General features: G+C 70.8%; 15 protein-coding genes, 1 tRNA gene and 1 rRNA gene. 13 read left to right on the plus strand and 4 right to left on the minus strand.

The features are described from left to right. The first annotated feature begins 135 nt into the window (after positions 1–135). From rrf to ACWDRW_RS13945, 3 genes are all read left to right on the plus strand, one after another. A 5S ribosomal RNA gene (gene rrf, locus ACWDRW_RS13935) occupies positions 136–252 on the plus strand. Positions 253–366: 114 nt separating this feature from the next. Further along, positions 367–1,029 (plus strand): DegT/DnrJ/EryC1/StrS family aminotransferase, encoded by a 663-nt coding sequence (locus tag ACWDRW_RS13940; protein WP_451723179.1) that lies wholly within the window; start codon positions 367–369, stop codon positions 1,027–1,029. Positions 1,030–1,103: 74 nt separating this feature from the next. Continuing rightward, a tRNA-Thr gene (locus ACWDRW_RS13945) sits at positions 1,104–1,179 on the plus strand. 68 nt (positions 1,180–1,247) lie between these two features. Here ACWDRW_RS13945 and ACWDRW_RS13950 read toward each other — a convergent pair. Further along, entirely contained in the window at positions 1,248–3,998 is a 2,751-nt protein-coding gene (locus ACWDRW_RS13950) for a SpoIIE family protein phosphatase (RefSeq protein ID WP_451722969.1), read from the minus strand. A gap of 376 nt (positions 3,999–4,374) precedes the next feature. On the opposite strand from ACWDRW_RS13950, the gene ACWDRW_RS13955 reads away from it, so the two are divergent. The 10 genes from ACWDRW_RS13955 (at position 4,375) to ACWDRW_RS14000 (ending at position 19,283) form a co-directional block, all read left to right on the plus strand. Beyond that, positions 4,375–9,837 carry a HAMP domain-containing protein gene (locus tag ACWDRW_RS13955; protein WP_451722971.1) on the plus strand — a complete coding sequence of 1,821 codons (5,463 nt, stop codon included), beginning with the start codon at positions 4,375–4,377 and terminating at the stop codon, positions 9,835–9,837. A 366-nt stretch (positions 9,838–10,203) separates the two neighbouring features. After that, positions 10,204–10,884 carry a response regulator gene (locus tag ACWDRW_RS13960; RefSeq protein WP_451722972.1) on the plus strand — a complete coding sequence of 227 codons (681 nt, stop codon included), beginning with the start codon at positions 10,204–10,206 and terminating at the stop codon, positions 10,882–10,884. 134 nt (positions 10,885–11,018) lie between these two features. After that, positions 11,019–13,739, plus strand: coding sequence for a DNA translocase FtsK (locus tag ACWDRW_RS13965; protein ID WP_451722974.1), 2,721 nt, complete (start codon positions 11,019–11,021; stop codon positions 13,737–13,739). Positions 13,740–13,983: 244 nt separating this feature from the next. Beyond that, on the plus strand, positions 13,984–14,820 hold the full coding sequence (locus ACWDRW_RS13970; protein WP_451722977.1) for a RodZ domain-containing protein: 837 nt from the start codon (positions 13,984–13,986) through the stop codon (positions 14,818–14,820). A gap of 85 nt (positions 14,821–14,905) precedes the next feature. Continuing rightward, entirely contained in the window at positions 14,906–16,375 is a 1,470-nt protein-coding gene (rimO, locus tag ACWDRW_RS13975) for a 30S ribosomal protein S12 methylthiotransferase RimO (protein WP_451722979.1), read from the plus strand. Continuing rightward, positions 16,372–17,079 carry a CDP-diacylglycerol--glycerol-3-phosphate 3-phosphatidyltransferase gene (gene pgsA / locus ACWDRW_RS13980; RefSeq protein ID WP_451722982.1) on the plus strand — a complete coding sequence of 236 codons (708 nt, stop codon included), beginning with the start codon at positions 16,372–16,374 and terminating at the stop codon, positions 17,077–17,079. Before rimO ends, pgsA begins: the two co-directional genes overlap by 4 nt. Continuing rightward, a complete protein-coding gene (locus ACWDRW_RS13985; protein ID WP_451722984.1) occupies positions 17,076–17,621 on the plus strand; it encodes a CinA family protein in 546 nt (181 codons plus the stop codon). The genes pgsA and ACWDRW_RS13985 overlap by 4 nt, the downstream gene beginning before the upstream one ends. A 109-nt stretch (positions 17,622–17,730) precedes the next feature. Continuing rightward, the gene (locus tag ACWDRW_RS13990) at positions 17,731–18,111 is read left to right on the plus strand and encodes a helix-turn-helix domain-containing protein (protein WP_015657463.1); all 381 of its coding nucleotides are present in this window, start codon (positions 17,731–17,733) and stop codon (positions 18,109–18,111) included. Positions 18,112–18,270: 159 nt separating this feature from the next. After that, on the plus strand, positions 18,271–18,741 hold the full coding sequence (locus tag ACWDRW_RS13995; RefSeq protein ID WP_451722986.1) for a Dps family protein: 471 nt from the start codon (positions 18,271–18,273) through the stop codon (positions 18,739–18,741). A 266-nt stretch (positions 18,742–19,007) separates the two neighbouring features. Continuing rightward, positions 19,008–19,283: a hypothetical protein gene (locus tag ACWDRW_RS14000; RefSeq protein ID WP_451722988.1), complete on the plus strand. Its 276-nt coding sequence runs from the start codon at positions 19,008–19,010 to the stop codon at positions 19,281–19,283. Here the strand turns inward: ACWDRW_RS14000 and ACWDRW_RS14005 are convergent. The 3 genes from ACWDRW_RS14005 to ACWDRW_RS14015 are packed head-to-tail and all read right to left on the minus strand — an operon-like array spanning position 19,231 to position 25,817. Beyond that, positions 19,231–19,995 carry an SDR family NAD(P)-dependent oxidoreductase gene (locus tag ACWDRW_RS14005; RefSeq protein WP_451722990.1) on the minus strand — a complete coding sequence of 255 codons (765 nt, stop codon included), beginning with the start codon at positions 19,993–19,995 and terminating at the stop codon, positions 19,231–19,233. The two genes, ACWDRW_RS14000 and ACWDRW_RS14005, sit on opposite strands and share 53 nt — an antisense overlap. Positions 19,996–20,027: 32 nt before the next feature. Beyond that, on the minus strand, positions 20,028–20,852 hold the full coding sequence (locus ACWDRW_RS14010; protein WP_451722992.1) for an Fpg/Nei family DNA glycosylase: 825 nt from the start codon (positions 20,850–20,852) through the stop codon (positions 20,028–20,030). A gap of 36 nt (positions 20,853–20,888) precedes the next feature. Beyond that, entirely contained in the window at positions 20,889–25,817 is a 4,929-nt protein-coding gene (locus ACWDRW_RS14015; RefSeq protein WP_451722993.1) for an ATP-dependent helicase, read from the minus strand.

Below are 25,817 nucleotides of genomic sequence, written 5' to 3' on the forward strand. Positions count from 1 at the left end.
CGGTAACGTGTGGAGTTGACCGGTACTAATAGGCCGAGGGCTTGTCCTCAGTTGCTCGCGTCCACTGTGTTGGTTCTGAAACCACGAACAGCCCCACGTTGCCACAACGTGGTGCGGCTGACAGTTTCATAGTGTTTCGGTGGTCATAGCGTGAGGGAAACGCCCGGTTACATTCCGAACCCGGAAGCTAAGCCTTACAGCGCCGATGGTACTGCAGGGGGGACCCTGTGGGAGAGTAGGACGCCGCCGAACAATTATTGAAAGGGTTGGATCCTGAACTTCGGTTCGGGGTCCAACCCTTTTTTGCTGTGCGTCACTTGAAGTTCACGTTGCGGAACCAACATCCCCCGCATGGGTACTGCTGCAATGCTCAGGGCCGCCGGGGTCGGAGTCGGTGACGAGGTCGTCGTGCCGGCCTTCGGGAACGCCGAGGTCGCCGAGGCCGTGGTCCTGGCCGGGGCGCTTCCGGTGTTCGCCGACATAGATCCGGTGACGTACTGCCTGGACGCCTCCCACGTCGAGGCTGTCGTCACCGCACGGACGGCGGCTGTCGTCGTCGTACATCGCTTCGGTCGGTTCGCCGATGTCGCGCGTTTGCACGGTGTCGGGCAGCGGCACGGGTTGCTCGTGCTGGAGCAGGGTGAGTCCGAGGCGCCGTACGACGAGATCGCTCAGCGGCGGCAGCGGGCCGGCTTTCTCGACGCGAAATTGAAGGGCGTGCGGACGCCCGACGGGGGTGACGGGCACACCTACCAGCAGTACGTCGTGCGCGTGCCCGGCAATGGGCGGCCTGACCGGGACGCCTTCGCCCGTGCCGTGCGGGCCCGCGGTGTCGACTGCAGGGTGCCGGTGAAGACGCCCGTGCACCGGCTGCCGGAGTTCCGTCGGTGTGTGTCCCTGCCGGAGACCGAGCGGGCCGCCGACGAGACGCTCACGCTGCCCGTGGACGCCGGGCTGACCAAGCGGGACATGCAGAGAATCGTCTCCGCGTGCAACGCCCTGGGTGGGCTGCTCCAGCCGGCCGGCTAGCGGTGGTTCGAACCACGCGCGAATTCAGGGTATGATCTACCTCGTTGCCGCGCGGGAAACCCCGCAGGGAACAGGCCCCTATAGCTCAGTCGGTAGAGCGTCTCCATGGTAAGGAGAAGGTCAACGGTTCGATTCCGTTTGGGGGCTCCACAGCACAAAGGCCCTCGCCCTTACGGGCGGGGGCCTTTCGCATGTGCTCGCTCAGTGCATGTGCTCGCTCAGTCCTTGTGGAGGCCGGGCACGCGCATCGCGAGGATCGCCATGTCGTCGGACGGAGCGTCCGAGGCGAAGCGCTCCACGGCACGCATGATGCGGGCGGCGACCGCGCCGGCCGTGAGGCCCGTACAGGTCGTCAGGACGTCGGTGAGGCCGTCGTCGCCCAGCATGCGGGTGCCCTCGCGGCGCTCGGTGACGCCGTCCGTGACGCACAGCAGGACGTCGCCGGGGTCGAGTGTCACCGTCTCCTCGTAGAGCTCCAGATCGTCCATCACGCCGAGCAGCGGCTGGGGTTCGGCGGCCGGTTCGACGGTGCCGTCCTGGCGCAGGCGGAGCGGGAGGGGGTGGCCCGCGCAGACCACCTTCAACTCGGCACTGCCGTCCTCCTGCGGGCGCAGCTCGCCGTAGAGGAGGGTCAGGAAGCGGCTGCGGGCGCCCTCGTCGAGGATCGCGGAGTTGAGGCGCTCGAGGACGGCCGGACCACTGAGGCCCTCGCGGGCGAGCAGGCGCAGGGCGTGCCGGGCGAGGCCTGTGACCGCCGCCGCGTTCGGGCCCGTACCGCAGACGTCGCCGATGGCGAAGCCGTAGGCGCCGTCGCTGATCGGGAACACGTCGTAGAAGTCGCCGCCGACTTCGTTGCCCTCGCCGGCCGCGCGGTAGATGACCTCGACCTCGACGCCGTCGATCTCGGGGAGTTCGGGCGGCAGCAGGCTGCGCTGGAGGGACTGGCTGATGGCCGTGCGCTCGGAGTAGAGGCGGGCGTTGTCGAGGGCGAGAGCGGCCCTTCGGGAGAGGTCCTCCGCCAACTCCAGGATCTCCTGGCGGAAGTGTTCGTCCGTGGGCTTGCCGAGGGTCAGCATGCCGATGACGCGGTTGCGGGCTACCAGGGGCAGTACGACCGTCTCGCCGCCCACCGCCGACGCGGTGGCCAGGGTCGGGCCGATGCCGGAGCTGACCCGGGGGAGCGGCTCGCCGAGGCCCAGGCTGCGCATGGAAGTGCGCAGCGCCGCCTGGTGGGCCGCCTCGGCGGGGGCCGACCAGATGCGGGCGCCCGGGGTGGGGACCGGGTCGGGCGGAGCGATCTTCGAGAGCAACGACTTGAGGCCGTCGATGAGTTCCTCGTCCTCGTGCAGGACGTACGACAGGTAGGGCTCGGAGGCCTGGTCCGCGATCGTGTAGACGGCGCACCAGGTGGCGAGGGTCGGGACCGTCATCTGGGCCATCAGGGCCAGGGTTTGATCGCGGTCCAGGGTGCCGGCGAGCAGGTCGGAGGCCTCGACCAGGAAGCTCAGCGAGCCGCGGCGCAGCCGCTCCAGTTCGCCGAGGCGGGCGGACTCCACGGCCAGCGCGATGCGGTCGGCGGCGAACTGCAGGCGCAGGGCCTCTTCGTTGGAGTATCTGTTCGGGGCCTCGGCGGCCACGCCGAGCGAGCCGGTGAGTCGGCCCTCGACCTTCAGGGGAACCGTGACGACCGAGCGCATGCCCGTGCCGCTCAGCAGCGGTACGGCGCCGGGGACCATGGTCAGGTCCTCGTGGACCGCCGGCATGCGGGCGGAGCCGTAGCGGCCGGGGCCGGCCTCGACGGGCACGCGCGCGAAGCGCTGGCGGGCGGAGGGTAGGCCGGTGGAGGCGCGGACCTCCAACTCGGTCTCGTCGTCGGTCGCGAGGAGCAGGAAGGCGGAGTCGCCGTCGAGCATGTCGCGGGCGCGCTCCACCGTGCGCTGGAGGAGGCCGTCCAGGTCGTCCGGGGCCGGGGAGCCGATGAACACCTCGAAGGGGTCGGTGCTCTGGCCCTCGCCGGAACCGCCGGCGTCGGAGGCCGGCATGCGCATCGGCGTCTGCAGGACCGCGCGCTCGTGGTCCCGGACGAGCAGGCAGACCGTGGACGGTTCGCCGTCGGTGTCACGGACGCGGAGGTGGGAGGCGTACACCGGGGTCACCCGGCCGCTGGCGCCGCGGATGCCGTAGCTGCCCTCCCAGCGGGAGAGCTGGAGGGCCTCCGCGATGCCGGTGCTGGTGCCGGGGGTGTGCGGCCAGGCGGCGAGGTCGGTGAGGGGCTTGCCGGTGACCTGCTCGGCGGGGTAGCCGAAGAGTTCCTCGGCGTCCTCGTTCCACGCCGAGATGGAGCCCGTACGGTCGATCTGGACCACGGCGACGCGGACCCGGCTGTCGGCGAGCGGGAGGAGGTCGGCGGGGAGGGGCGGGCCGGCGGCGCGGGTGCCCACCGGGCGCTCGGGGAGGTCGAGTTGGAACCAGACCTGCTTGTGCGTGGGCGTGTAGTCCACGCCCCAGTGGCCGGCCAGGGCCGCGCACAGCTGGAGGCCGCGGCCGCCTTCGCGGTCGGGGCTGCCCATGTTGACGGCCGTGCCCTGGAGCGGGATCTCGCGCTCCGGATAGCGGTCGGCGACCTCGATCCGTACGCCTTCCTCGGAGCGCAGGCACAGGACGTCGGCGGAGGTGCCGGCGTGGACCACGGCGTTGGTCACCAGCTCGCTGGTGAGGACCACGGCGTCGTCGACGATGTCGGCGAAGCCCCAGCCCTGGAGGGTGTCGCGGACGAAGGAGCGGGCGCTCGCGACCGATCGCCCGACGGGCTCGAAGCTGGCGGCCGCGCGCGCGGTGATCACAGAACTCCTCGACCGGTTGTCGGCGTGCTGGGCTCCCCGGCTGACCGGCTCCTGCCGCTGGTGCGGCAGGCCGTCCGTCGGCCGGGGGTCCGAGGGCTGCTCCCCCGGGATCAGTCCGGTGGTCATGTTGCGGCCGCCCCTCCGATGCCCGCTCGTATCCGTGCCACCGCCCTAGCCGGACGGACCGGTGCGGCTGGACAGCCGCATGCAAGGTTACTTACCTTCGCCGTCCACGAGGATGCCGGTCTGCAGTGTTTCCGCCCGGAGGGTGTGCGGACCGTGTGCGAAGCTGCCGAACTGTTATGGCCGGGTTCAGCCGGGGTGAAACACTGGGCAAGCTTCTTGTGAAGGTGTGGGCAGGCCGAGTGCCCGCCGCTGAGGGCGGGCAGCAGCACCTGATGCGGCCTGTTGCATCCGGCAGAAATACTCGGTGGTAACCGGTACGCCGTTGAGGAGTGCCGGGAGCACGGCAGTGACGGTCGACCCCTGCGGGAGGGACACAGTGGAGTCTGGCGCAGCGACGCGGGGCACGAAGACGCGCGCGAAAGGCGGACAGTCCCTGATGAACCAACGCAAACCGCGTGGCGGGACCACCGCGGTGGACACGGCCGCGCTGAACCGGCTCCTGGCGGCCCTCGTCTCCATGCGGGACGGGAACTTCCGCAAGCGGCTCACGGTCTCCGGCGACGGCGTGATGTCCGAGATCGCGGCCGTGTTCAACGAGGTGGCCGACCGCAATCTGCATCTGACCGGTGAGCTGTCGCGGGTACGGCGCATGGTGGGCCGTGAGGGCAAGCTCACGGAACGGCTGGAAACAGGCGCCTGCGAGGGCTCCTGGGCGGCCGCCGTCGACAACTCCAACGCCCTGGTCGACGACCTCGTACGGCCGGTCTCCGAGGTCGGCCGGGTGCTCTCGGCGGTGGCGGAGGGTGATCTGTCGCCGCGCATGGAGTTGCGGACGCAGGCGCCGGACGGGACCGGGCATCCGCTGCGCGGGGAGTTCCTGAAGGTCGGCCGTACCGTCAACAATCTGGTGGACCAGCTGTCCACCTTCACCGACGAGGTCACGCGCGTGGCCAGCGAGGTGGGTACCGAGGGCAAGCTGGGCGGGCAGGCACGCGTGCGTGGCATGTCGGGTTCGTGGAAGGACCTCACGGACTCCGTCAACACGATGGCGTACCGGCTGACCGCGCAGGTGCGGGACATCGCGCTGGTGACCACGGCGGTCGCCAAGGGGGATCTGTCCCGGAAGGTCACGGTTCATGTGGCCGGCGAGATGCTGGAGCTGAAGAACACCGTCAACACGATGGTGGACCAGCTGTCGTCGTTCTCCTCCGAGGTGACCCGGGTCGCCCGCGAGGTGGGCACCGAGGGAGAGCTGGGCGGTCAGGCGCAGGTGCCCGGTGTGGCGGGTGTGTGGAAGGACCTCACCGATTCGGTGAACCTGATGGCCGGCAACCTCACGGCCCAGGTGCGCGGGATCTCGCAGGTCACCACCGCGGTCGCCAACGGTGATCTGTCGCAGAAGGTGACCGTGTCGGCACGCGGCGAGGTCGCGCAGCTCGCGGACACCATCAACCAGATGACCGAGACGCTGCGGATCTTCGCGGACGAGGTCACGCGCGTGGCCAACGAGGTCGGTGCCGAGGGCCGGCTCGGCGGCCAGGCCAATGTGCCGGGCGCCGCGGGCACGTGGAAGGACCTGACGGACTCCGTCAACACGGTGTTCCGGAATCTGACGATCCAGGTGCGGGACATCGCCGCGGTGACGACTGCGGTGGCCAACGGCGACCTCTCGCAGAAGGTCACCGTCGACGTGGCCGGCGAGATGCTGGAGCTGAAGAACACCGTCAACGGCATGGTGGACCAGTTGTCGTCCTTCGGTTCCGAGGTCACCCGGGTGGCCCGGGAGGTCGGTGTCGAGGGTGAGCTGGGCGGGCAGGCGCAGGTGCCCGGGGCCGCGGGGACCTGGAAGGACCTGACGGACTCCGTCAACACCGCGTTCCGCAACCTCACCGGGCAGGTGCGCAACATCGCCCAGGTGACGACTGCGGTGGCCAACGGTGACCTCTCGCAGAAGGTCACGGTGGACGTCTCCGGCGAGATGCTCCAGCTGAAGAACACCGTGAACACGATGGTCGACCAGCTCTCGGCCTTCGCCGACCAGGTGACCCGGATGGCCCGGGACGTGGGCACGGAGGGCCGCCTCGGCGGGCAGGCGGTCGTCCCGGGGGTGTCGGGGACCTGGAAGGAGCTCACCGACTCCGTCAACTTCATGGCCGGCAACCTGACCTCGCAGGTGCGGCAGATCGCCCAGGTGACCACGGCGGTGGCCCGGGGTGACCTCTCGCAGAAGATCGACGTCGACGCGCGCGGCGAGATCCTGGAGCTGAAGAACACCATCAACACGATGGTCGACCAGCTGTCCGGGTTCGCCGAGCAGGTGACCCGGGTGGCCCGGGAGGTGGGCACCGAGGGGCGCCTCGGCGGGCAGGCGCAGGTGCCCGGCGTGGCCGGTGTGTGGCGCGACCTGACCGACTCCGTGAACGGCATGGCCGGCAACCTCACCGCCCAGGTGCGCAACATCGCGCAGGTCGCCACGGCCGTGGCCCGCGGTGACCTGTCCCAGAAGATCACCGTGGACGCGCGCGGCGAGATCCTGGAGCTGAAGAACACGCTGAACACGATGGTCGACCAGCTCTCCTCCTTCGCGGAGGAGGTCACGAGGGTCGCCCGTGAGGTGGGTACCGAGGGCCAGCTGGGCGGTCAGGCCGAGGTGCAGGGGGTCTCCGGCACCTGGAAGGACCTCACCCAGTCCGTGAACTTCATGGCCAACAACCTGACCATCCAGGTGCGCAACATCGCCGAGGTCACGACCGCGGTGGCCAAGGGTGACCTGTCCAAGAAGATCACCGTCGACGCCAAGGGCGAGATCCTCGAGCTGGTCACCACCGTGAACACGATGGTCGACCAGCTGTCGTCCTTCGCCGAACAGGTGACCCGCGTGGCCCGTGAGGTGGGCACCGAGGGCATCCTGGGCGGCCAGGCACACGTGCCGGGTGTCACCGGCATCTGGAAGGACCTCAGCGACAACGTCAACCTGATGGCCAAGAACCTGACCGTGCAGGTGCGGAACATCTCCCAGGTCGCGGCGGCCGTCGCCAACGGCGACCTGACCCGGACGGTGACGATCGAGGCGCGCGGCGAGGTCGCGCAGCTCGCGGACACCTTCAACACCATGGTGAAGACGCTGAGTTCGTTCGCCGACCAGGTCACCAAGGTGGCCCGTGAGGTGGGCACGGACGGCATCCTGGGCGGCCAGGCGCGGGTGCCGGGCGTGGCCGGTACGTGGAAGGACCTCACCGAGTCGGTGAACCAGATGGCGTCCAACCTGACCGGTCAGGTGCGGAACATCGCCATGGTCACCACCGCCATCGCCAAGGGCGACCTGACCAAGAAGATCGACATCGACGCGCGGGGCGAGATCCTCGAACTGAAGACAACCATCAACACGATGGTCGACCAGCTCTCCTCCTTCGCCGAGGAGGTCACCCGGGTCGCCCGCGAGGTGGGCACCGAGGGCCAGCTCGGCGGCCAGGCACGCGTGCGTGACGTCGACGGCACCTGGCGGGACCTGACCGAGTCCGTGAACGAGATGGCCGGGAACCTCACCCGGCAGGTGCGTGCCATCGCGCGCGTGGCGACCGCGGTGACCCGCGGTGACCTGAACCTGAAGATCGACGTCGACGCGTCCGGCGAGATCTCGGAACTCCAGGACTACATCAACAAGATGATCGCCAACCTGCGCGACACCACGATCGCCAACAAGGAGCAGGACTGGCTCAAGGGCAACCTCGCCCGGATCTCCGCGCTGATGCAGGGCCGCCGGGACCTGCAGGACGTCGCCTCGCTGATCATGAGCGAGCTGACCCCGGTGGTCTCCGCGCAGCACGGCGCGTTCTTCCTGGCGATGCCCGACGCGAGCCATGGCGGCGAGGACCAGTACGAGCTGCGGATGCTGGGCAGTTACGGCTACTCGATGGGCTCCATGCCGACGTCGTTCCGGCCGGGTGAGGCGCTCGTCGGTACGGCCGCGCAGGAGAAGCGCACGATCCTGGTGGAGAACGCGCCCAGCGGCTATCTGAAGATCTCCTCCGGGCTGGGCGAGGCCCCGCCCGCGCAGGTCATCGTGTTGCCGGTGCTCTTCGAGGGCAAGGTGCTCGGCGTGATCGAGCTGGCCTCCTTCACGCCGTTCACGCAGATCCAGAAGGACTTCCTCAACCAGATCGCGGAGATGATCGCGACCAGCGTCAACACCATCTCCGTCAACACCAAGACCGAGGTGCTGCTCAAGCAGTCGCAGGAGCTGACCGAGCAACTCCAGGAGCGTTCGGCCGAGTTGGAGAACCGGCAGAAGGCCCTCCAGGCGTCCAACGCCGAGCTGGAGGAGAAGGCCGAGCTGCTGGCCCAGCAGAACCGCGACATCGAGGTGAAGAACACCGAGATCGAGGAGGCGCGGCAGGTCCTGGAGGAGCGCGCCGAGCAGCTCGCGGTGTCGATGCGCTACAAGAGCGAGTTCCTGGCCAACATGTCGCACGAGCTGCGCACGCCGCTCAACTCGCTGCTGATCCTGGCCAAGTTGCTCGCCGACAACGCCGAGGGCAACCTCTCCCCGAAGCAGGTCGAGTTCGCCGAGACCATCCACGGCGCCGGTTCCGACCTGCTCCAGCTGATCAACGACATCCTCGACCTGTCCAAGGTCGAGGCGGGCAAGATGGACGTCTCCCCGACGCGTATCGCCCTCGTGCAGCTCGTGGACTACGTGGAGGCCACCTTCCGGCCGCTGACCGCGGAGAAGGGCCTGGACCTGTCGGTGCGGGTCTCGCCGGAGCTGCCCGCCACGCTGCACACCGACGAGCAGCGCCTGCTCCAGGTGCTGCGCAACCTGCTGTCCAACGCGGTGAAGTTCACCGACTCCGGCTCGGTGGAGCTGGTGATCCGGCCGGCCGGGGCGGACGTTCCGGTGGCGATCCGGGAGCAGCTGCTGGAGACCGGCTCGCTGCGGGACGCGGACGCCGATCTCATCGCGTTCTCGGTGACCGACACCGGCATCGGCATCGCCGCGAGCAAGATGCGGGTGATCTTCGAGGCGTTCAAACAGGCCGACGGCACGACCAGCCGCAAGTACGGCGGTACGGGACTGGGGTTGTCGATCTCCCGGGAGATCGCGCAGCTGCTGGGCGGCGAGATCCACGCGCAGAGCGAGCCGGGACGCGGCTCGACCTTCACGCTGTATCTGCCGCTGCACCCGAGCGAGCTGCCGCCGCAGGGCTACCACCAGCAGCCCATGCCCGCCCTGGAGGCCGGTGACCTGGTGGCGTCGGCCGTGGAGCTGTCCGAGCTGTCGGACGTGGAGATCGAGACACCGGCCGAGGTGAAGTCGTACCAGGAGACCCAGAACGGTGCCGCCGCGCTCTTCCGGCGCCGCCGCAGGCCCGCGGCCGAGCTGGAGCAGCGGTCGGCGCAGGTGGAGCAGTGGCCGACGGTGGAGCGGGAGCCGGCGCCGCAGGGGCGCCGGGGCATCCGCTTCGGGGGCGAGAAGGTGCTGATCGTCGACGACGACATCCGCAACGTCTTCGCGCTCACCAGCGTCCTGGAGCAGCACGGCCTGTCGGTGCTGTACGCCGAGAACGGGCGTGAGGGCATCGAGGTGCTGGAGCAGCACGACGACGTGGCGGTCGTGCTGATGGACATCATGATGCCCGAGATGGACGGGTACGCGACGACCACGGCGATCCGCCGGATGCCGCAGTTCGCCGGGCTGCCGATCATCGCGCTGACCGCCAAGGCGATGAAGGGCGACCGGGAGAAGGCGATCGAGTCGGGTGCCTCCGACTACGTGACCAAGCCGGTCGACCCCGACCATCTGCTGTCGGTGATGGACCAGTGGATGCGGGAGGAGTGACGGGACCGGCCGGGCGCCGCCCGGCCCCCGTGTGCGGGCTTCGTACGGGGTTCGTACGAGCCTCGTGACCAGGCCCGTACGGGGCCCTGAGGGCACCTACGGTGTTCACGCGGAGTTGCTGACTCAGTGTGCGCGACGCCGTGTAGAAGTACGGGATTCGGGGAACCTTCTGGTCTCCCGCTACGTTTCTGCTACGTGCACAGTGACATCGCGGTGACAGGGTGTGGCGACAGGCGGGGTGCGGCTACCATGACCGGCACGAGGACGGGCGGCGCAAGGGAGTCGTCCCCTGGGGCGGCGCCCGTCGGTGCTTTCCCAAGTCCTGCGGACAGGGGAGGCCCCATGCCGGGGCGAGGAGGGCGGGCCATGGTGCAGAAGGCCAAGATCCTCCTGGTCGATGACCGGCCGGAGAATCTGCTCGCGCTGGAGGCGATCCTCTCTGCGCTCGATCAGACCCTGGTGCGGGCATCGTCCGGGGAGGAAGCGCTCAAAGCGCTGCTCACGGACGACTTCGCGGTCATCCTGCTGGACGTCCAGATGCCGGGCATGGACGGATTCGAAACCGCCGCCCACATCAAGCGGCGGGAGCGGACCCGGGACATCCCGATCATCTTCCTCACCGCGATCAACCACGGTCCGCACCACACCTTCCGCGGGTATGCCGCGGGGGCGGTGGACTACATCTCCAAGCCCTTCGACCCGTGGGTGCTGCGGGCGAAGGTCTCGGTCTTCGTCGAGCTGTACATGAAGAACTGCCAGCTCCGGGAGCAGGCGGCGCTGCTGCGGCTGCAGTTGGAGGGCGGCGGCAAGAGCGCGGGCGCCGAGACGAAGGAACCGGCGGGACTGCTGGCCGAACTCTCCGCGCGGCTCGCGGCGGTCGAGGAGCAGGCCGAGGCGCTGTCCAAGCAGCTCGACGACGAGTCGGCGGACGCGGCGGCGGTCGCCACGGCGGCTCATCTGGAGCGCAAACTCACCGGACTGCGGCGTGCGCTGGACGCGTTGGAGCCGGGCGCCGGCAACCAGTCCTCGGTGTCCTCGCCGAACTGACTCCCGTGTGAGGCGCGTTGGAGATGACCTTTTTGTGAACGCGCGTCAGTTCAGCGCCGCCGTAACGGCGACACGAACGGGTGAAGCGGTGGGCGCGCGTGTCCCCCGTGGCCTCCACCGGTAATCTCACACCCATGGCCTCACGTCCCTCCGCAGCCAAGAAGCAGCCCGCGAAGAAGGCGGCCGCTCCCGCGAAGGGTCCGGTGAAGAAGGCCGCTGCCAAAAAGGCTCCCGCGAAGAAGGCTCCCGCCAGGAAGGCCGTGGCGAAGAAGCCCGCGCCCAAGCCGGCCCCGAGCCCCACCGGGGGTGTCTACCGGCTGGTGCGTGCCGTCTGGCTCGGCCTCGCGCACGCCGTCGGCGCCGTGTTCCGAGGGATAGGGCAGGGCGCCAAGAACCTCGATCCGGCCCACCGCAAGGACGGCATCGCGCTGCTGCTCCTCGGGCTCGGTCTGATCGTCGCCGCGGGCACCTGGTCCAATCTGCGCGGTCCCGTCGGCGATCTGGTCGAGATCATCGTCACCGGCGCCTTCGGGCGGCTCGATCTGCTGGTGCCGATCCTGCTCGGGGTGATCGCGGCCCGGTTCATCCGGCACCCGGAGAAACCGGAAGCCAACGGCCGTATCGTGATCGGCCTGTCCGCGCTCGTCATCGGCGTCCTCGGCCAGGTGCACATCGCCTGCGGCTCGCCCGCCCGCAGCGACGGCATGCAGGCGATAAGGGACGCCGGCGGCCTCATCGGCTGGAGCGCGGCGACGCCTCTGACGTACGCGATGGGCGAGGTTCTCGCCGTACCGATGCTGGTCCTGCTCACGATCTTCGGGCTCCTGGTCGTCACGGCCACCCCGGTCAACGCCATCCCGCAGCGGCTGCGGCTGCTCGGGGTGCGGCTCGGGGTGCTGCACGATCCCGCGGTGGACGAGTTCGCCGAGTTCGGCGACGACGACGAGCGCTACGACGAACAGTGGCGTGAGGCGCTGCCCGCGCGTGGTCGTCGGCGTCGGCCCGAGCCCGAGTCCTACGACCCCGACGGCGCCGAGCAGGAGGCGCTCTCGCGGCGTCGGGGGCGGCCCCGGCGCTCCGCCGTGCCCCAGCCCGACATGAGCCGTCCCATGGACGCCGTGGACGTCGCCGCCGCGGCCGCCGCAGCCCTCGACGGCGCGGTGCTGCACGGCATGCCGCCCTCGCCGATCGTCGCCGACCTCACCCAGGGCGTGAGCGTCGGGGACCGCGAGGAGACCACGCCCACACCGACTCCGACGCCCGTACCGGCCGCGCGGCCGGCTCGGCAGGAGAAGCTGAAGGCCGAGGTCGCCGACCTCACCAAGCCCGCCCCCGAGGCCCCCACGGACCTGCCGCCGCGCGCCGAGCAGCTCCAGCTGTCCGGTGACATCACGTACGCGCTGCCCTCACTGGACCTCCTCACGCGCGGGGGCCCCGGCAAGGCGCGCAGCGCGGCCAACGACGCCGTCGTCGCCTCGCTCACCAACGTCTTCATGGAGTTCAAGGTCGACGCGGCCGTCACGGGCTTCACGCGCGGGCCGACGGTGACGCGCTACGAGGTGGAGCTCGGCCCCGCCGTGAAGGTCGAGCGGATCACCGCGCTGACCAAGAACATCGCGTACGCCGTGGCCAGCCCGGACGTGCGGATCATCTCGCCGATCCCCGGCAAGTCGGCCGTGGGCATCGAGATCCCGAACACCGACCGGGAGATGGTCAACCTCGGTGACGTGCTCCGGCTCGCCGCCGCGGCCGAGGACGACCATCCGATGCTGGTGGCCTTCGGCAAGGACGTCGAGGGCGGCTACGTCATGCACAACCTGGCGAAGATGCCGCACATGCTCGTCGCCGGGGCCACCGGATCGGGTAAGTCGTCCTGCATCAACTGCCTGATCACCTCGATCATGGTCCGCGCCACCCCTGAGGACGTCCGGATGGTCCTCGTCGACCCCAAGCGGGTCGAGCTGACCGCCTACGAGGGCATCCCGCACCTCATCACGCCGATCATCACCAACCCCAAGCGGGCCGCGGAAGCGCTCCAGTGGGTCGTACGGGAGATGGATCTGCGCTACGACGACCTCGCGGCGTACGGCTACCGGCACATCGACGACTTCAACCAGGCGATAAGGGACGGCAAGGTCAAGCCGCCGGAGGGCAGCGAGCGCGAGCTCCAGCCGTATCCCTATCTGCTGGTGATCGTGGACGAGCTCGCCGACCTGATGATGGTGGCGCCGCGCGACGTCGAGGACGCGATCGTGCGCATCACGCAGCTCGCGCGCGCGGCCGGCATCCACCTGGTGCTGGCCACGCAGCGGCCGTCGGTCGACGTCGTCACCGGTCTGATCAAGGCGAACGTGCCCTCCCGGCTCGCCTTCGCCACCTCCTCGCTCGCCGACTCGCGCGTCATCCTCGACCAGCCCGGCGCCGAGAAGCTGATCGGCAAGGGCGACGGGCTGTTCCTGCCGATGGGCGCGAACAAGCCCACCCGAATGCAGGGCGCCTTCGTGACCGAGGAGGAGGTCGCGGCGGTCGTCCAGCACTGCAAGGACCAGATGGCGCCGGTCTTCCGGGACGACGTCACCGTGGGCACCAAGCAGAAGAAGGAGATCGACGAGGACATCGGCGACGACCTGGACCTGCTGTGCCAGGCGGCCGAACTGGTCGTCTCCACCCAGTTCGGCTCCACCTCGATGCTCCAGCGCAAGCTGCGGGTCGGGTTCGCGAAGGCGGGGCGGCTGATGGACCTGATGGAGTCGCGGAACATCGTCGGGCCGAGTGAGGGCTCCAAGGCTCGTGATGTTCTTGTGAAACCTGACGAACTGGACGGAGTGCTCGCCCAGATCCGCGGGGAGGCTTGAGGAAAGTCCCTTGCGGGCGGGCCAGGCGATGCCTGATCGTGACTCACCCGTAAGGGATCATTGAGCAACCGTTTCCCTTCGGCGTACGTCAAGTTGAGGGAAGCGAAAAGCTCCTGCCCCACCATCGGTGTGACCGGCCATACCGATGGCGTACAAAGTCCTACCGCCCGGTTGCCCCACCCTTTCGCACCCCCCCTAGACTGAACCTCCAGCACAGGCGGCTACACGCTCGAAAGGCGCCCCCGTGTCCATCGGCAACTCCCCTGAAGACGAGCGTCCGTTCGAAGACGTTTCCGACGAAGCCCGCCTCTCCGTCGGCCGGGCCCTGCAGCAGGCGCGCGTCGCTGCGGGGCTGACCGTCGACGACGTCAGTAACGCCACCCGGGTCCGCCTGCCCATCGTGCACGCCATCGAGGCGGACGACTTCGGTCCCTGTGGCGGCGACGTGTACGCCCGGGGCCACATCCGAACCCTGGCCAAGGCCGTCGGCATCGATCCGGCGCCGCTGATCGCCCAGTACGACGCGGACCACGGCGGGCGCCCGGCGCCTACCCCCGCGGCCCCGCTGTTCGAGGCGGAGCGCATCCGCCCTGAGCGGCGCGGCCCGAACTGGACCGCGGCGATGGTCGCCGCGATCGTCGCCGTGGTCGGCTTCGTCGGCTTCACCGCGTTCAAGGGTGACGACGAGGGCGGCGCGGCCTCGGTCGCCGAGGGCGCCTCGCCCTCGACCAGCAAGCCCGCCACGTCCAAGCCCAAGAACGAGAAGCCCGAGGACCCGAAGCCGGAACCGTCCGACAGTGCCATCGCCGCGGCGCCCCAGGACAAGGTCACGGTCCGGGTCAGCGCCACGGACGGCAAGAGCTGGATCTCCGCCAAGGACCGGAACGGCCGGCTCCTCTTCGACGGGCTGCTCGAGCAGGGCGACTCCAAGACCTTCCAGGACAGCGAGAAGATCAACCTCATCCTCGGCGACGCCGGCGCGATCCAGCTCTACGTCAACGGCAAGAAGATCGACGACGACTGGCAGCCCGGGGCCGTGGAGCGCCTGACGTACACGAAGGGCGACCCGCAGGTCGGCTGAGACGGGCGCATTACGTGCGGGGTTGGCCGATCATGGCCAACCCCGTCGACGTTGGGTGTCAGTGAGACAAAGTAGTCTTGAGCCCATGCCTGAACGCCGTACCGTCGCACTCGTCACTCTTGGCTGCGCCCGTAACGAGGTGGACTCGGAGGAGCTCGCAGGCCGTTTGGAGGCGGACGGCTGGGACCTCGTCGAGGACGCCTCCGACGCGGATGTCGCCGTCGTCAACACCTGTGGCTTCGTCGACGCCGCCAAGAAGGACTCCGTGGACGCCCTGCTGGAGGCCAATGACCTCAAGGGGCACGGAAGAACCCAGGCGGTGGTGGCGGTCGGCTGCATGGCCGAGCGGTACGGCAAGGAACTCGCCGAGGCCCTTCCCGAGGCCGACGGCGTGCTCGGCTTCGACGACTACTCGAACATCTCCGACCGCCTCCAGACCATCCTGAACGGCGGCATCCACGCCTCGCACACCCCGCGCGACCGGCGCAAGCTGCTGCCGATCAGCCCGGCCGACCGGCAGGAGTCGGCCGCCGAGGTGGCACTGCCCGGGCATGCCCCGGTGGACCTCCCGGATGGCCTCGCGCCCGCCTCGGGGCCCCGTGCGCCCCTGCGCCGACGGCTCGACGGCGCCCCCGTCGCCTCGGTGAAGCTCGCCTCCGGCTGCGACCGGCGCTGCTCCTTCTGCGCCATCCCGTCCTTCCGCGGCTCCTTCATCTCGCGTCGGCCCAGCGATGTGCTGAACGAGACGCGCTGGCTGGCCGAGCAGGGCGTCAAGGAGGTCATGCTGGTCTCCGAGAACAACACCTCCTACGGCAAGGACCTCGGCGACATCCGGCTGCTGGAGTCGCTGCTGCCCGAGCTGGCCGAGGTGGACGGCATCGAGCGGGTGCGCGTCAGCTACCTCCAGCCGGCCGAGATGCGCCCCGGGCTGATCGACGTCCTCACCGGCACGCCCAAGGTCGTGCCCTACTTCGACCTCTCCTTCCAGCACTCCGCCCCCGACGTGCTGCGCGCGATGCGCCGCTTCGGTGACACCGACCGCTTCCTGGAGCTGCTCGACACCATCCGGAGCAAGGCCCCCGAGGCGGGCGTGCGCTCCAACTTCATCGTGGGCTTCCCCGGCGAGTCCGAGGCGGACCTGGCCGAGCTGGAGCGTTTCCTCAACCACGCGCGGCTGGACGCCATCGGCGTCTTCGGCTACTCCGACGAGGAGGGGACCGAAGCGGCGACCTACGAGCACAAGCTCGACGTGGACGTCGTCGCCGAGCGCCTCGCCCGGGTCTCCCGGCTGGCCGAGCAGCTCGTCTCGCAGCGGGCCGAGGAGCGCATGGGCGAGACCGTGCGGGTGCTCGTGGAGTCCATCGACGAGGAGGGCGTGTACGGCCGTGGCGAGCACCAGGCGCCGGAGACGGACGGCCAGGTGCTGCTCACGAGCGGCGCGGGCCTGAGTGTCGGTCGTATCGTCGAGGCGAAGGTGGTCGGCACCGAGGGTGTCGATCTCGTGGCCGAGCCGCTCGAGGGCTCGCTCGTACCTGGTGAGGAGGCGGCCAGATGACGGGAGTCCCGGCGTCCGCCGCGGGCGGCTCCGCCAAGGCGACGCCTGCCGCCTCCGGTGAGACGGGGGGCGCGAAGCCGGTCCGGGGCGGGAAGATCGCGGCGGCGGCCGTCAACCAGGCCAGCGTCTGGAACATCGCCAATCTGCTGACCATGCTCCGGCTGCTGCTCGTGCCGGCCTTCGTCGCGCTGATGCTGGCCGACGGCGGTTATGACCCGGCGTGGCGTTCGCTCGCCTGGGCGGCTTTCGCCATCGCCATGATCACCGACCTGTTCGACGGTCACCTGGCGCGGACGTACAACCTGGTCACCGACTTCGGGAAGATCGCCGACCCCATCGCCGACAAGGCGATCATGGGAGCGGCGCTGATCTGTCTGTCCGCGCTCGGTGATCTGCCGTGGTGGGTGACCGCGGTGATCCTCGGCCGGGAACTCGGCATCACCCTGATGCGTTTTCTCGTCATTCGGTACGGCGTCATCCCGGCGAGCCGGGGCGGCAAGCTCAAGACGCTCACCCAGGGCGTGGCCGTGGGGATGTACATCCTGGCACTGACGGGGTGGCTGGCCACTCTGAGGTGGTGGGTGATGGCTGCGGCGGTGGTTCTGACCGTGGTGACCGGCCTTGACTATGTAAGACAGGCCATTGTGCTGCGCAGACAGGGAATCGCGGAGCGCGCGGCCGCGTCGGAGGAGACGGAAGCGTGAGTTCCCCGGCCGCCGACGTGGTGCGACTACTGACCGTGAGGGGCGAGACCCTCGCCGTGGCGGAGTCGCTCACTGGTGGCCTTGTTGCGGCGGAAATCACAGCGGCCCCTGGGGCGTCCAAGGCCTTCCGGGGTTCGGTGACCGCCTACGCCACCGAGGTCAAGCACCGGATGCTGGGCGTCGACGCCACCTTGCTGGAGCGGCGCGGAGCGGTGGATCCGCAGGTAGCGGCCGAGATGGCGGCCGGCGTACGCAAGGCGCTGGACGCCGACTGGGGGATCGCGACGACCGGCGTCGCGGGGCCCGAGGAGCAGGACGGACAGCCCGTCGGAACCGTTTACGTGGCCGTGGACGGGCCCTCGGAGGCGGATTCCGGATCCGCCGGTGGCGGGAAAGTGGCCTCGCTGCGGTTGAACGGCGACCGGGCGGAAATTCGTATGGAGAGTGTACGGAGCGTACTCGCGTTGCTCCTTCAGCAGCTTGCGAGCGAACAGACCGGGAATGAGCGGGCACAGGATACGGAACAGAACGGGGGGTTTTGATGTTTGCAGCCCTGAGTGAACACGACATCGCTCCCCGCACGGCCGCAGCGCGAGGCGGTACGGTGGGGCGTGAAGGATGCGGCTACGCGGTCCGAGGAGGGAGCCACCGATGATTCTGCTCCGTCGCCTGCTGGGTGACGTGCTGCGTCGGCAGCGCCAGCGCCAGGGCCGTACTCTGCGCGAAGTCTCCTCGTCCGCCCGAGTTTCGCTCGGCTATCTCTCCGAGGTGGAGCGGGGGCAGAAGGAGGCTTCCTCCGAGCTGCTCTCCGCCATCTGCGACGCGCTGGACGTACGGATGTCCGAGCTCATGCGGGAAGTGAGCGACGAGCTCGCCCTCGCCGAGCTGGCCCAGTCTGCTGCGGCCACCCCCAGTGAGCCCGTGCCCACGTCGGTCCGACCGATGCTGGGTTCCGTTTCGGTGACCGGTGTGCCACCGGAACGGGTGACGATCAAGGCGCCCGCGGAAGCTGTGGACGTGGTCGCCGCGTGAGTCCCACCCGTGGGGCTCCCGAGTTGATCATGCGCTGAGGACGTGTGCGAAGCCCCGGCCGGGGTTTCTCCAGATGCTCTGGAGAGGCGACGGCCGGGGCTTTCGTGCATCGTGGAGGGCGTTGGTACTCGGGGCCGGCCCACCGAACGGAGCATGTGGATGTACGTCGTGAAGAGTCCGTTGTCCGACGCCGACCTGAAGACCGTGTCCGAGGCGCTGCAAGGCGCGCTCGTCGACCTCGTGGACCTCGCCCTGGTGGCGAAGCAGATCCACTGGAACGTGGTCGGGCCCCGCTTCCGTACCGTGCATCTTCAGCTCGACGAAGTGGTCGCCCTCGCACGGACGCACGCGGACACCGTGGCCGAGCGCTCCTCGGCGCTGGGGGTCCCGCCCGACGGGCGTGCCGCGACCGTGGCCGCCCAGAGCGGCATCGGAGCCGTGCCCGACGGCTGGGTCAAGGACGGGGACGCGGTCGGCACGCTGGTGGCGGCACTCGGCGCGGTCATCACCCGGATGAGGCAGCGGATCGCCGTGACCGGCGATCCGGACCCGGTGACCCAGGACCTCCTGATCGGGCTCACCGGCGATCTCGAGAAGCACCACTGGATGTTCCAGGCCGAGAACGGCTGATGTGCGCGGTGCTTCCGTGTGCCGTCGGTGCGCCCTCGTGGTGGCCGGGGCGGTGATCTAGCTTCGGCTGCCTCGGCACGCCGCCGCGGGCCGTTTCGGCATCCGGCCGGGGCTGATGTGGCATCCGGCCGGGGTGGCTGCTGCGGCAGCGGGCCGGGGGTGCTGTGGCGTTCGGCCTGGGCTGCTGTGGCATCGGGCCGGGGCTGCTGCGCGTTCGGGCATTCGCGCCTGCGGGCGTTCGGCATTTCGGGCTGGAGGTGGCGCTCATGGTGGGGATAGCGCGCTGGGGGGCTGCGCTCGGGCTCGGGGCGCTGTGGTGGTGGGCCGTGCTGCGGCTCGCCGTCGCGCCGGACGCCGGGATGGTCGAGGGGGCGGTGGCCGCCGGGGGATGGGGGCTGAGCCTGCTTCCCGTGCATTGCGTGCCGAAGGCGCGGGCCGCCGGGGCCCTGGCCGCCGGGCGGTGGGGGCAGGCGTGGCGGACGGCCCGTGTCACCACGGCATCGCCACACCCCCGTTCGGACGCAGAATCTGACCCGTCGTGAAGGACGAGGCGTCCGAGGCCAGATAGAGCACGGCGTGGGCGACGTCCTCCGGTTCGCCTACCCGGCCGAGGGGCGCCATCCGGGTCATGAGCGCCTCGGTGTGCGCCTGTGCCTCGTCGTCGTGACGGTCCGTCATGGGCGTACGGATCCAGCCCGGTGCCACGGCGTTGACGCGGATGCCGTGCCGGCCCACCTCGGTCGCGAGGGTCTTGGTCAGCTGGACCACGGCCGCCTTGGCGGCGCCGTAGCAGAGCAGTCCGGGGCCGCCGGTGTCGACCGCTCCCGAGGCCATGGTGACGATGCTGCCCCTCGTGCGCCGGGCGAGCATCAGGCGGGCGGCCTCCTGGCAGGCGTACAGGACGCCCTTGAAGTTGACGTTCAGGACGCGGTCGAGATCCTCGTCCCTCGTCTCCAGGACCGGGCTGCTGTGCATGATCCCGGCGACCGCGGCCAGCACGTCCAGGCGCTCACAGGACTCCACCGCCTGCTTGAGCTGTGCGCGGTCCGTGACGTCCAGCGGGTGGGTGTGGGCGGTGCCGCCCCGGTCCTTGATCAGGGTCGCCGTCTCGTGCAGGCCCTGCGGGTCGCGGTCCGCGCAGTGCACCGTGGCGCCGGCCCGGGCGAGCAGAACGGCCGAGGCCCTGCCGATGCCGCTCGCGGCGCCGGTGACGAAGGCGGTGCGTCCGGTGAGGTCGTACGCGGGGACGGCCATGGAGGGACCGTACGAGGGTTTCTGACGGATCGTCAATTAGTCGGGCGGTGACGATGTCCCGGTGTGGGGGCCGGGCCGCTCTGGCAGCGGGGGCACCAGTACGTGGGGCGTTCGCGTGAGCCGTCGCCCTGATTGGCCGAGCGGATCGGCGTGCCGCAGCGCAGGCACGGGCGGGGGGCGCGGCCGTAGACGAAGAGGTCCTGGCCGCGGCGGCCGGTGGTGCTGCGGACCGGGCGCTCGCGGTTGGCTTCCAGCAGCATCTGGGCGAGAACGGGGAGCTTCGCCGCGCGCTCCGACGGGAGGGCGCCGACCGGGAGCCAGGGGGTGGCGCCGAGGAGGAAGCAGAGTTCGCTCTTGTAGATGTTGCCGATGCCGGCGAGATTGCGCTGGTCGAGGAGGGCCTCGCCGAGGGAGCGGGCGGGGTCCGCGAGGAGGTTGGCCAGGGCCTGGTCGGGGTTCCAGTCCGGGCCGAGGAGGTCGGGGCCGAGGTGGCCCACGGCCTTCGTCTCGTGGCTGGTGCGGAGGATCTCGAGGACCGGGAGGCGATAGCCGACGGCCGCCAGATCGGCGGTGGCGAGGATCGCGCGGATCTGGTGGGCGGGGCCGCCGGTCCAGCGCTGCCGGTCGGCGTACACCCGCCAGGAGCCTTCCATGCCCAGGTGGGTGTGGAGGGTGAGGCCGCCCTCGACCCGGGTGAGGAGGTGCTTGCCGCGCGGCGTGACGTTCAGGACGGTGCGGTCGGCGAGGTCGACCGTGGCGTACTTGGGCACGCGGAAGTCGCTGCGGGTCAGCCGTTTGCCCGCCAGGGCTGTGTGCAGGCGGCGGGCGGCCTGCCAGACCGTGTCTCCTTCGGGCATGGGTCAAGGGTGGCACGGCCACATCCGAGGCCCGCGTCACGCGCGCAGGCGCAGACCCCGGGGTGTGGCGATGAAACCCGCCCCTTCCAGGAGGGTGCCGAAGGGGGACGTCAGCGCCGAGGCGCCGTTGACGCGCTCCACGGTGACCGTGCCGAGGGAGCCCGCGCGGGCCGCGGCGGCCAGGGCGTCGGCGGCGGACTGCAGGCGGGGGTCCTCCGAGGGGGAGTCGTCGGGGGTGGCGGGCCAGGCGAGCAGGGTCTTGCCGCCGCGTTCCATGTAGAGGGTCAGCTCGCCGTCCACCAGGACCACCAGCGAGCCCGCCTTGCGGCCCGGCTTGTGTCCGGCGCCGGTGGGGGGCTCGGGCCAGGGAAGGGCGGCGCCGTACGCGTTCGCCGGGTCGGCGGCTGCCAGGACCACGGCTCGGGAGTCGGGGGTGGGGCGGTTGTGGCGTCGGTGAGCGGGTGCGGGTGGGGGCGTGGGGAAGTCGCGGGGGGAGACGTACTCGTCGGGCCTGGCGGGGTGGGGTGGGGCGGTTCTGTCGGATCCGGTGTCGAAGGCGCTGTGGAAGTCCGCGTCGCCGCTGCCGAAGTCCCCGTCGAACCGCTCGTCGGGCCCCACCGGGAAGCCGTGGCCGGCGAAACCCGTGGTGGGGAAGTCGGTGCTCGGGAACGCTTCGGCCGGGAAGTCGGGCGACGGGAAGGCTGGTGTCGGCAGGGTCTCGCCCCGGTCGCGGGCGTTCGCCACCGCCCGGAGGCGGTCCACCGCGCCGTCCATCGCGAACTGGGCGGCGCCCAGGCCCTCCACCACATAGCCGCGGCGGGCCTGTCCGCTCTCCTCGAAGGCGGACAGGATGCGGTACGTCGCCGAGAAGCCGCCCTCGACGCCCTCGGCGGAGACCGCGCCCCGGGTCACCACGCCGTGCCGGTCGAGGAGGGTGCGGGCCAGGGCGTGGGCCCGCACGGTGGGGTCGGGTTCGTGGGCGGGGAGCAGGGACCAGCGGCCGGCGACCGTGGGCGGGCCCGAGCGGGACGCGGAGCGGGCGGCGGCGGTGAGCGAGCCGTAGCGTCCGCGCGGGACGGTGCGCTTCGCGCGGTGGGCCGTGGAACCCGCGGTGCGGCCCGAGCCCAGCAGGGAGCGCATCGGCGCCAGGGTGTCGTTCGTCAGACGGCCCGACCAGGCCAGTTCCCACAGGGCGTCGGCGAGTTGGGGTTCGGTGGCGTCGGGGTGGGTGGTGGCGCGGACCTGGTCGGCGATCTGCCGGAAGAACAGGCCGTAGCCCCCGGACAGCGTGCCCAGGACGGACTCGTGGAGCGCGGTCAGCTCAAGAGGGTGGGGCGCCGCCAGCAGCAGGGGCGCCGCGTCCGCCATGTACAGGGAGACCCAGCCGTCCTTGCCGGGCAGGGCACCGGCGCCCGCCCACACCACCTCTCCGGCCGCGGTGAGTTCGTCGAGCATCCCGGGCGTGTAGTTGGCGACGCGGGACGGCAGGACGAGCTTCTCCAGGGCCGAGGCCGGGACCGACGCCCCCTGCAGCTGCTCGATGGCCCGCACCAGCCCGTCGAGCCCGCGCAGCCCGTGGCCCTTGCCGATGTGCTGCCACTGCGGAAGGAACTGGGCGAGCGCCGCCGGGGGGACCGGCTCCAGTTCGTGCCGAAGGGCCGCGAGGGAACGGCGCCGGAGGCGGCGCAGTACCGCCGCGTCGCACCACTCCTGGCCGATCCCGGCCGGATGGAACTCGCCCTGGACGACCCTCCCCGCCGCCGCGAGCCGCTGGAGGGCGCCGTCGGTTACCGCCACGCCCAGGCCGAAGCGGGCCGCCGCGGTGACCGAGGTGAACGGGCCGTGGGTGCGGGCGTAGCGCGCGAGGAGGTCGCCGAGGGGGTCCTTGACCGGTTCCGTGAAGGCCTCGGGCACGCCGACCGGCAGCGCGGTGCCGAGGGCGTCGCGCAGTCGGCCCGCGTCCTCGATCGCCGCCCAGTGGTCGGCTCCGGCGACCCGGACCCGGATGGCGCGGCGGGCGGCCGCCAGCTCCGGGGCCCACCGGGGTTCGGCGCCCCGCTCGGCCAGCTCGGCGTCGGTCAGCGGGCCGAGCAGCCGCAGCAGGTCGGCGACGCCTTCGGCGTCCTTGACGCGGCGGTCCTCGGTGAGCCACTGGAGCTCGCTCTCGAGCTCCGCCAGCACCTCGGCGTCGAGCAGCTCGCGCAGCTCCGCCTGGCCCAACAGCTCGGCCAGCAGCCGGGAGTCCAGCGAGAGGGCGGCCGCGCGGCGCTCGGCGAGCGGGGAGTCGCCCTCGTACAGGAACTGGGCGACGTAACCGAACAGCAGGGAGCGGGCGAAGGGGGAGGGCTCGGGGGTGGTGATCTCGACCAGGCGGACCTTGCGGGACTCCAGGTCGCCCATCAGCTCGGTGAGGCCGGGGACGTCGAAGACGTCCTGGAGGCATTCGCGGACGGCCTCCAGGACGATCGGGAAGGAACCGAACTCGCTCGCCACCTGGAGCAGTTGCGCTGCCCGCTGGCGCTGCTGCCACAGCGGCGTGCGCTTGCCGGGGTTGCGGCGCGGCAGCAGCAGGGCACGCGCGGCGCACTCCCGGAAGCGGGAGGCGAACAAGGCCGAGCCGCCCACCTGGTCGGTGACGATCTGGTCGACGTCCCCCTTGTCGAAGACGACGTCGGCGGCGCCGACCGGGGCCTGGTCGGCGTCGAACTCGGTGCCCGCCTTCATGGGCTCCCGGTCGAGCAGGTCCAGGCCCATCAGGTCGGCGTCCGGCAGGCGCAGCACGATGCCGTCGTCGGCGTGCATCACCTGCGCGTCCATGCCGTACCGCTCGGAGAGCTTCGCGCCGAGGGCGAGAGCCCAGGGGGCGTGCACCTGGGCGCCGAAGGGGGAGTGCACGACGACCCGCCAGTCGCCCAGCTCGTCGCGGAAGCGCTCGACGACGATGGTGCGGTCGTCGGGGATGTGGCCGCAGGCCTCGCGCTGTTCGTCCAGGTACGACAGGACGTTGTCCGCGGCCCAGGCGTCCAGACCCGCGGCCAGGAGGCGCAGCCGGGCGTCCTCCTTGGTGAGCGAGCCGACCTCGCGCAGGAACGCGCCCACCGCGCGCCCCAGTTCGAGCGGGCGGCCCAGCTGGTCGCCCTTCCAGAAGGGGAGCCTGCCGGGGACACCGGGTGCGGGGGAGACCAGGACGCGGTCGCGGGTGATGTCCTCGATGCGCCAGGAGCTGGTGCCGAGCGTGAACACATCGCCCACGCGGGACTCGTAGACCATCTCCTCGTCCAGCTCGCCGACCCGGCCGCCGCCCTTCTTGGGGTCGGAACCGGCGAGGAACACCCCGAACAGGCCGCGGTCGGGGATGGTGCCGCCGGAGGTGACGGCGAGGCGCTGGGCGCCGGGGCGGCCGGTGATGGTCCCCGCGACGCGGTCCCACACCACGCGCGGGCGCAGTTCGGCGAAGGCGTCCGACGGATAGCGCCCGGCGAGCATGTCGAGGACGGCCGTGAACGCGGACTCGGGGAGCGAGGCGAAGGGGGCGGCCCGGCGGACCGTCGTGAGGAGGTCGTCGAACTGCCAGGTGTCCATCGAGGTCATGGCGACGAGTTGCTGGGCCAGGACGTCCAGCGGGTTGGCCGGGACCCGCAGGGACTCGATCGAGCCGGTGCGCATCCGCTCGGTGACCACGGCCGCCTGGACCAGGTCGCCGCGGTACTTCGGGAAGACCACACCGGTGGAGACCGCGCCCACCTGGTGTCCCGCGCGGCCCACGCGCTGAAGCCCGGAGGCCACCGAGGGCGGGGACTCGACCTGGACGACCAGGTCGACCGCGCCCATGTCAATGCCCAGTTCGAGGCTGGAGGTGGCGACGACCGCGGGGAGGCGGCCGGCCTTCAGGTCCTCCTCGACCAGGGCGCGCTGTTCCTTCGAGACCGAGCCGTGGTGCGCGCGGGCGATGACGGGCGGGGCGCCCTGGGCGGCCCCGGAGCCGCCCATCAGCTCGGCGGGGGCGTGGTGCTCGTCCAGGGGTTCGCCGGTGGCCCGCTCGTACGCGATCTCGTTCAGGCGGTTGCACAGGCGCTCCGCCAGGCGGCGGGAGTTGGCGAAGACGATGGTGGAGCGGTGGGACTGGACGAGGTCGGTGATGCGCTCCTCGACATGCGGCCAGATCGACGGCCGTTCCCCGCCCTCGGTGCCCTCGGACACCGGGGAGCCGCCCAGCTCGCCCAGGTCCTCCACCGGGACCACCACCGAGAGGTCGAACTCCTTGCCCGACTTCGGCTGGACGATCTCCACCTTGCGGCGCGGGGAGAGATAGCGGGCGACCTCGTCGACCGGGCGGACCGTGGCGGACAGGCCGATGCGGCGGGCCGGGCGGGGCAGCAGCTCGTCCAGCCGCTCCAGGGAGAGGGCGAGATGGGCGCCGCGCTTGGTACCCGCGACCGCGTGCACCTCGTCCAGGATCACCGTCTCGATGCCGGTCAGCGCCTCGCGGGTGGCCGAGGTCAGCATCAGGAACAGCGACTCGGGCGTGGTGATCAGGATGTCCGGCGGGCGGGTGGACAGGGCGCGGCGCTCGGCGGCGGGGGTGTCGCCGGAGCGGATGCCGACCTTGACCTCCGGCTCGGGCAGGCCCAGGCGCACGGACTCCTGGCGGATGCCGGTCAGCGGGCTGCGGAGGTTGCGCTCGACGTCGACCGCGAGGGCTTTGAGGGGCGAGACGTACAGGACCCGGCAACGCTTCTTCGGGTCGGCGGGCGGGGGCGTCGAGGCCAGCTGGTCCAAGGCGGCGAGGAACGCGGCCAGCGTCTTGCCCGAGCCGGTGGGGGCCACCACCAGGACGTCCGAACCCTCGGCGATGGCCTGCCACGCGCCCGCCTGGGCCGCAGTGGGCGCGGAGAAGGCCCCCGTGAACCAGCCGCGGGTCGCGGGGGAGAAGCCGTCCAGGGCTCGGTGTGCTGAGCTGACCAT

Source organism: Streptomyces sp. NPDC003635 (genome assembly GCF_053587635.1).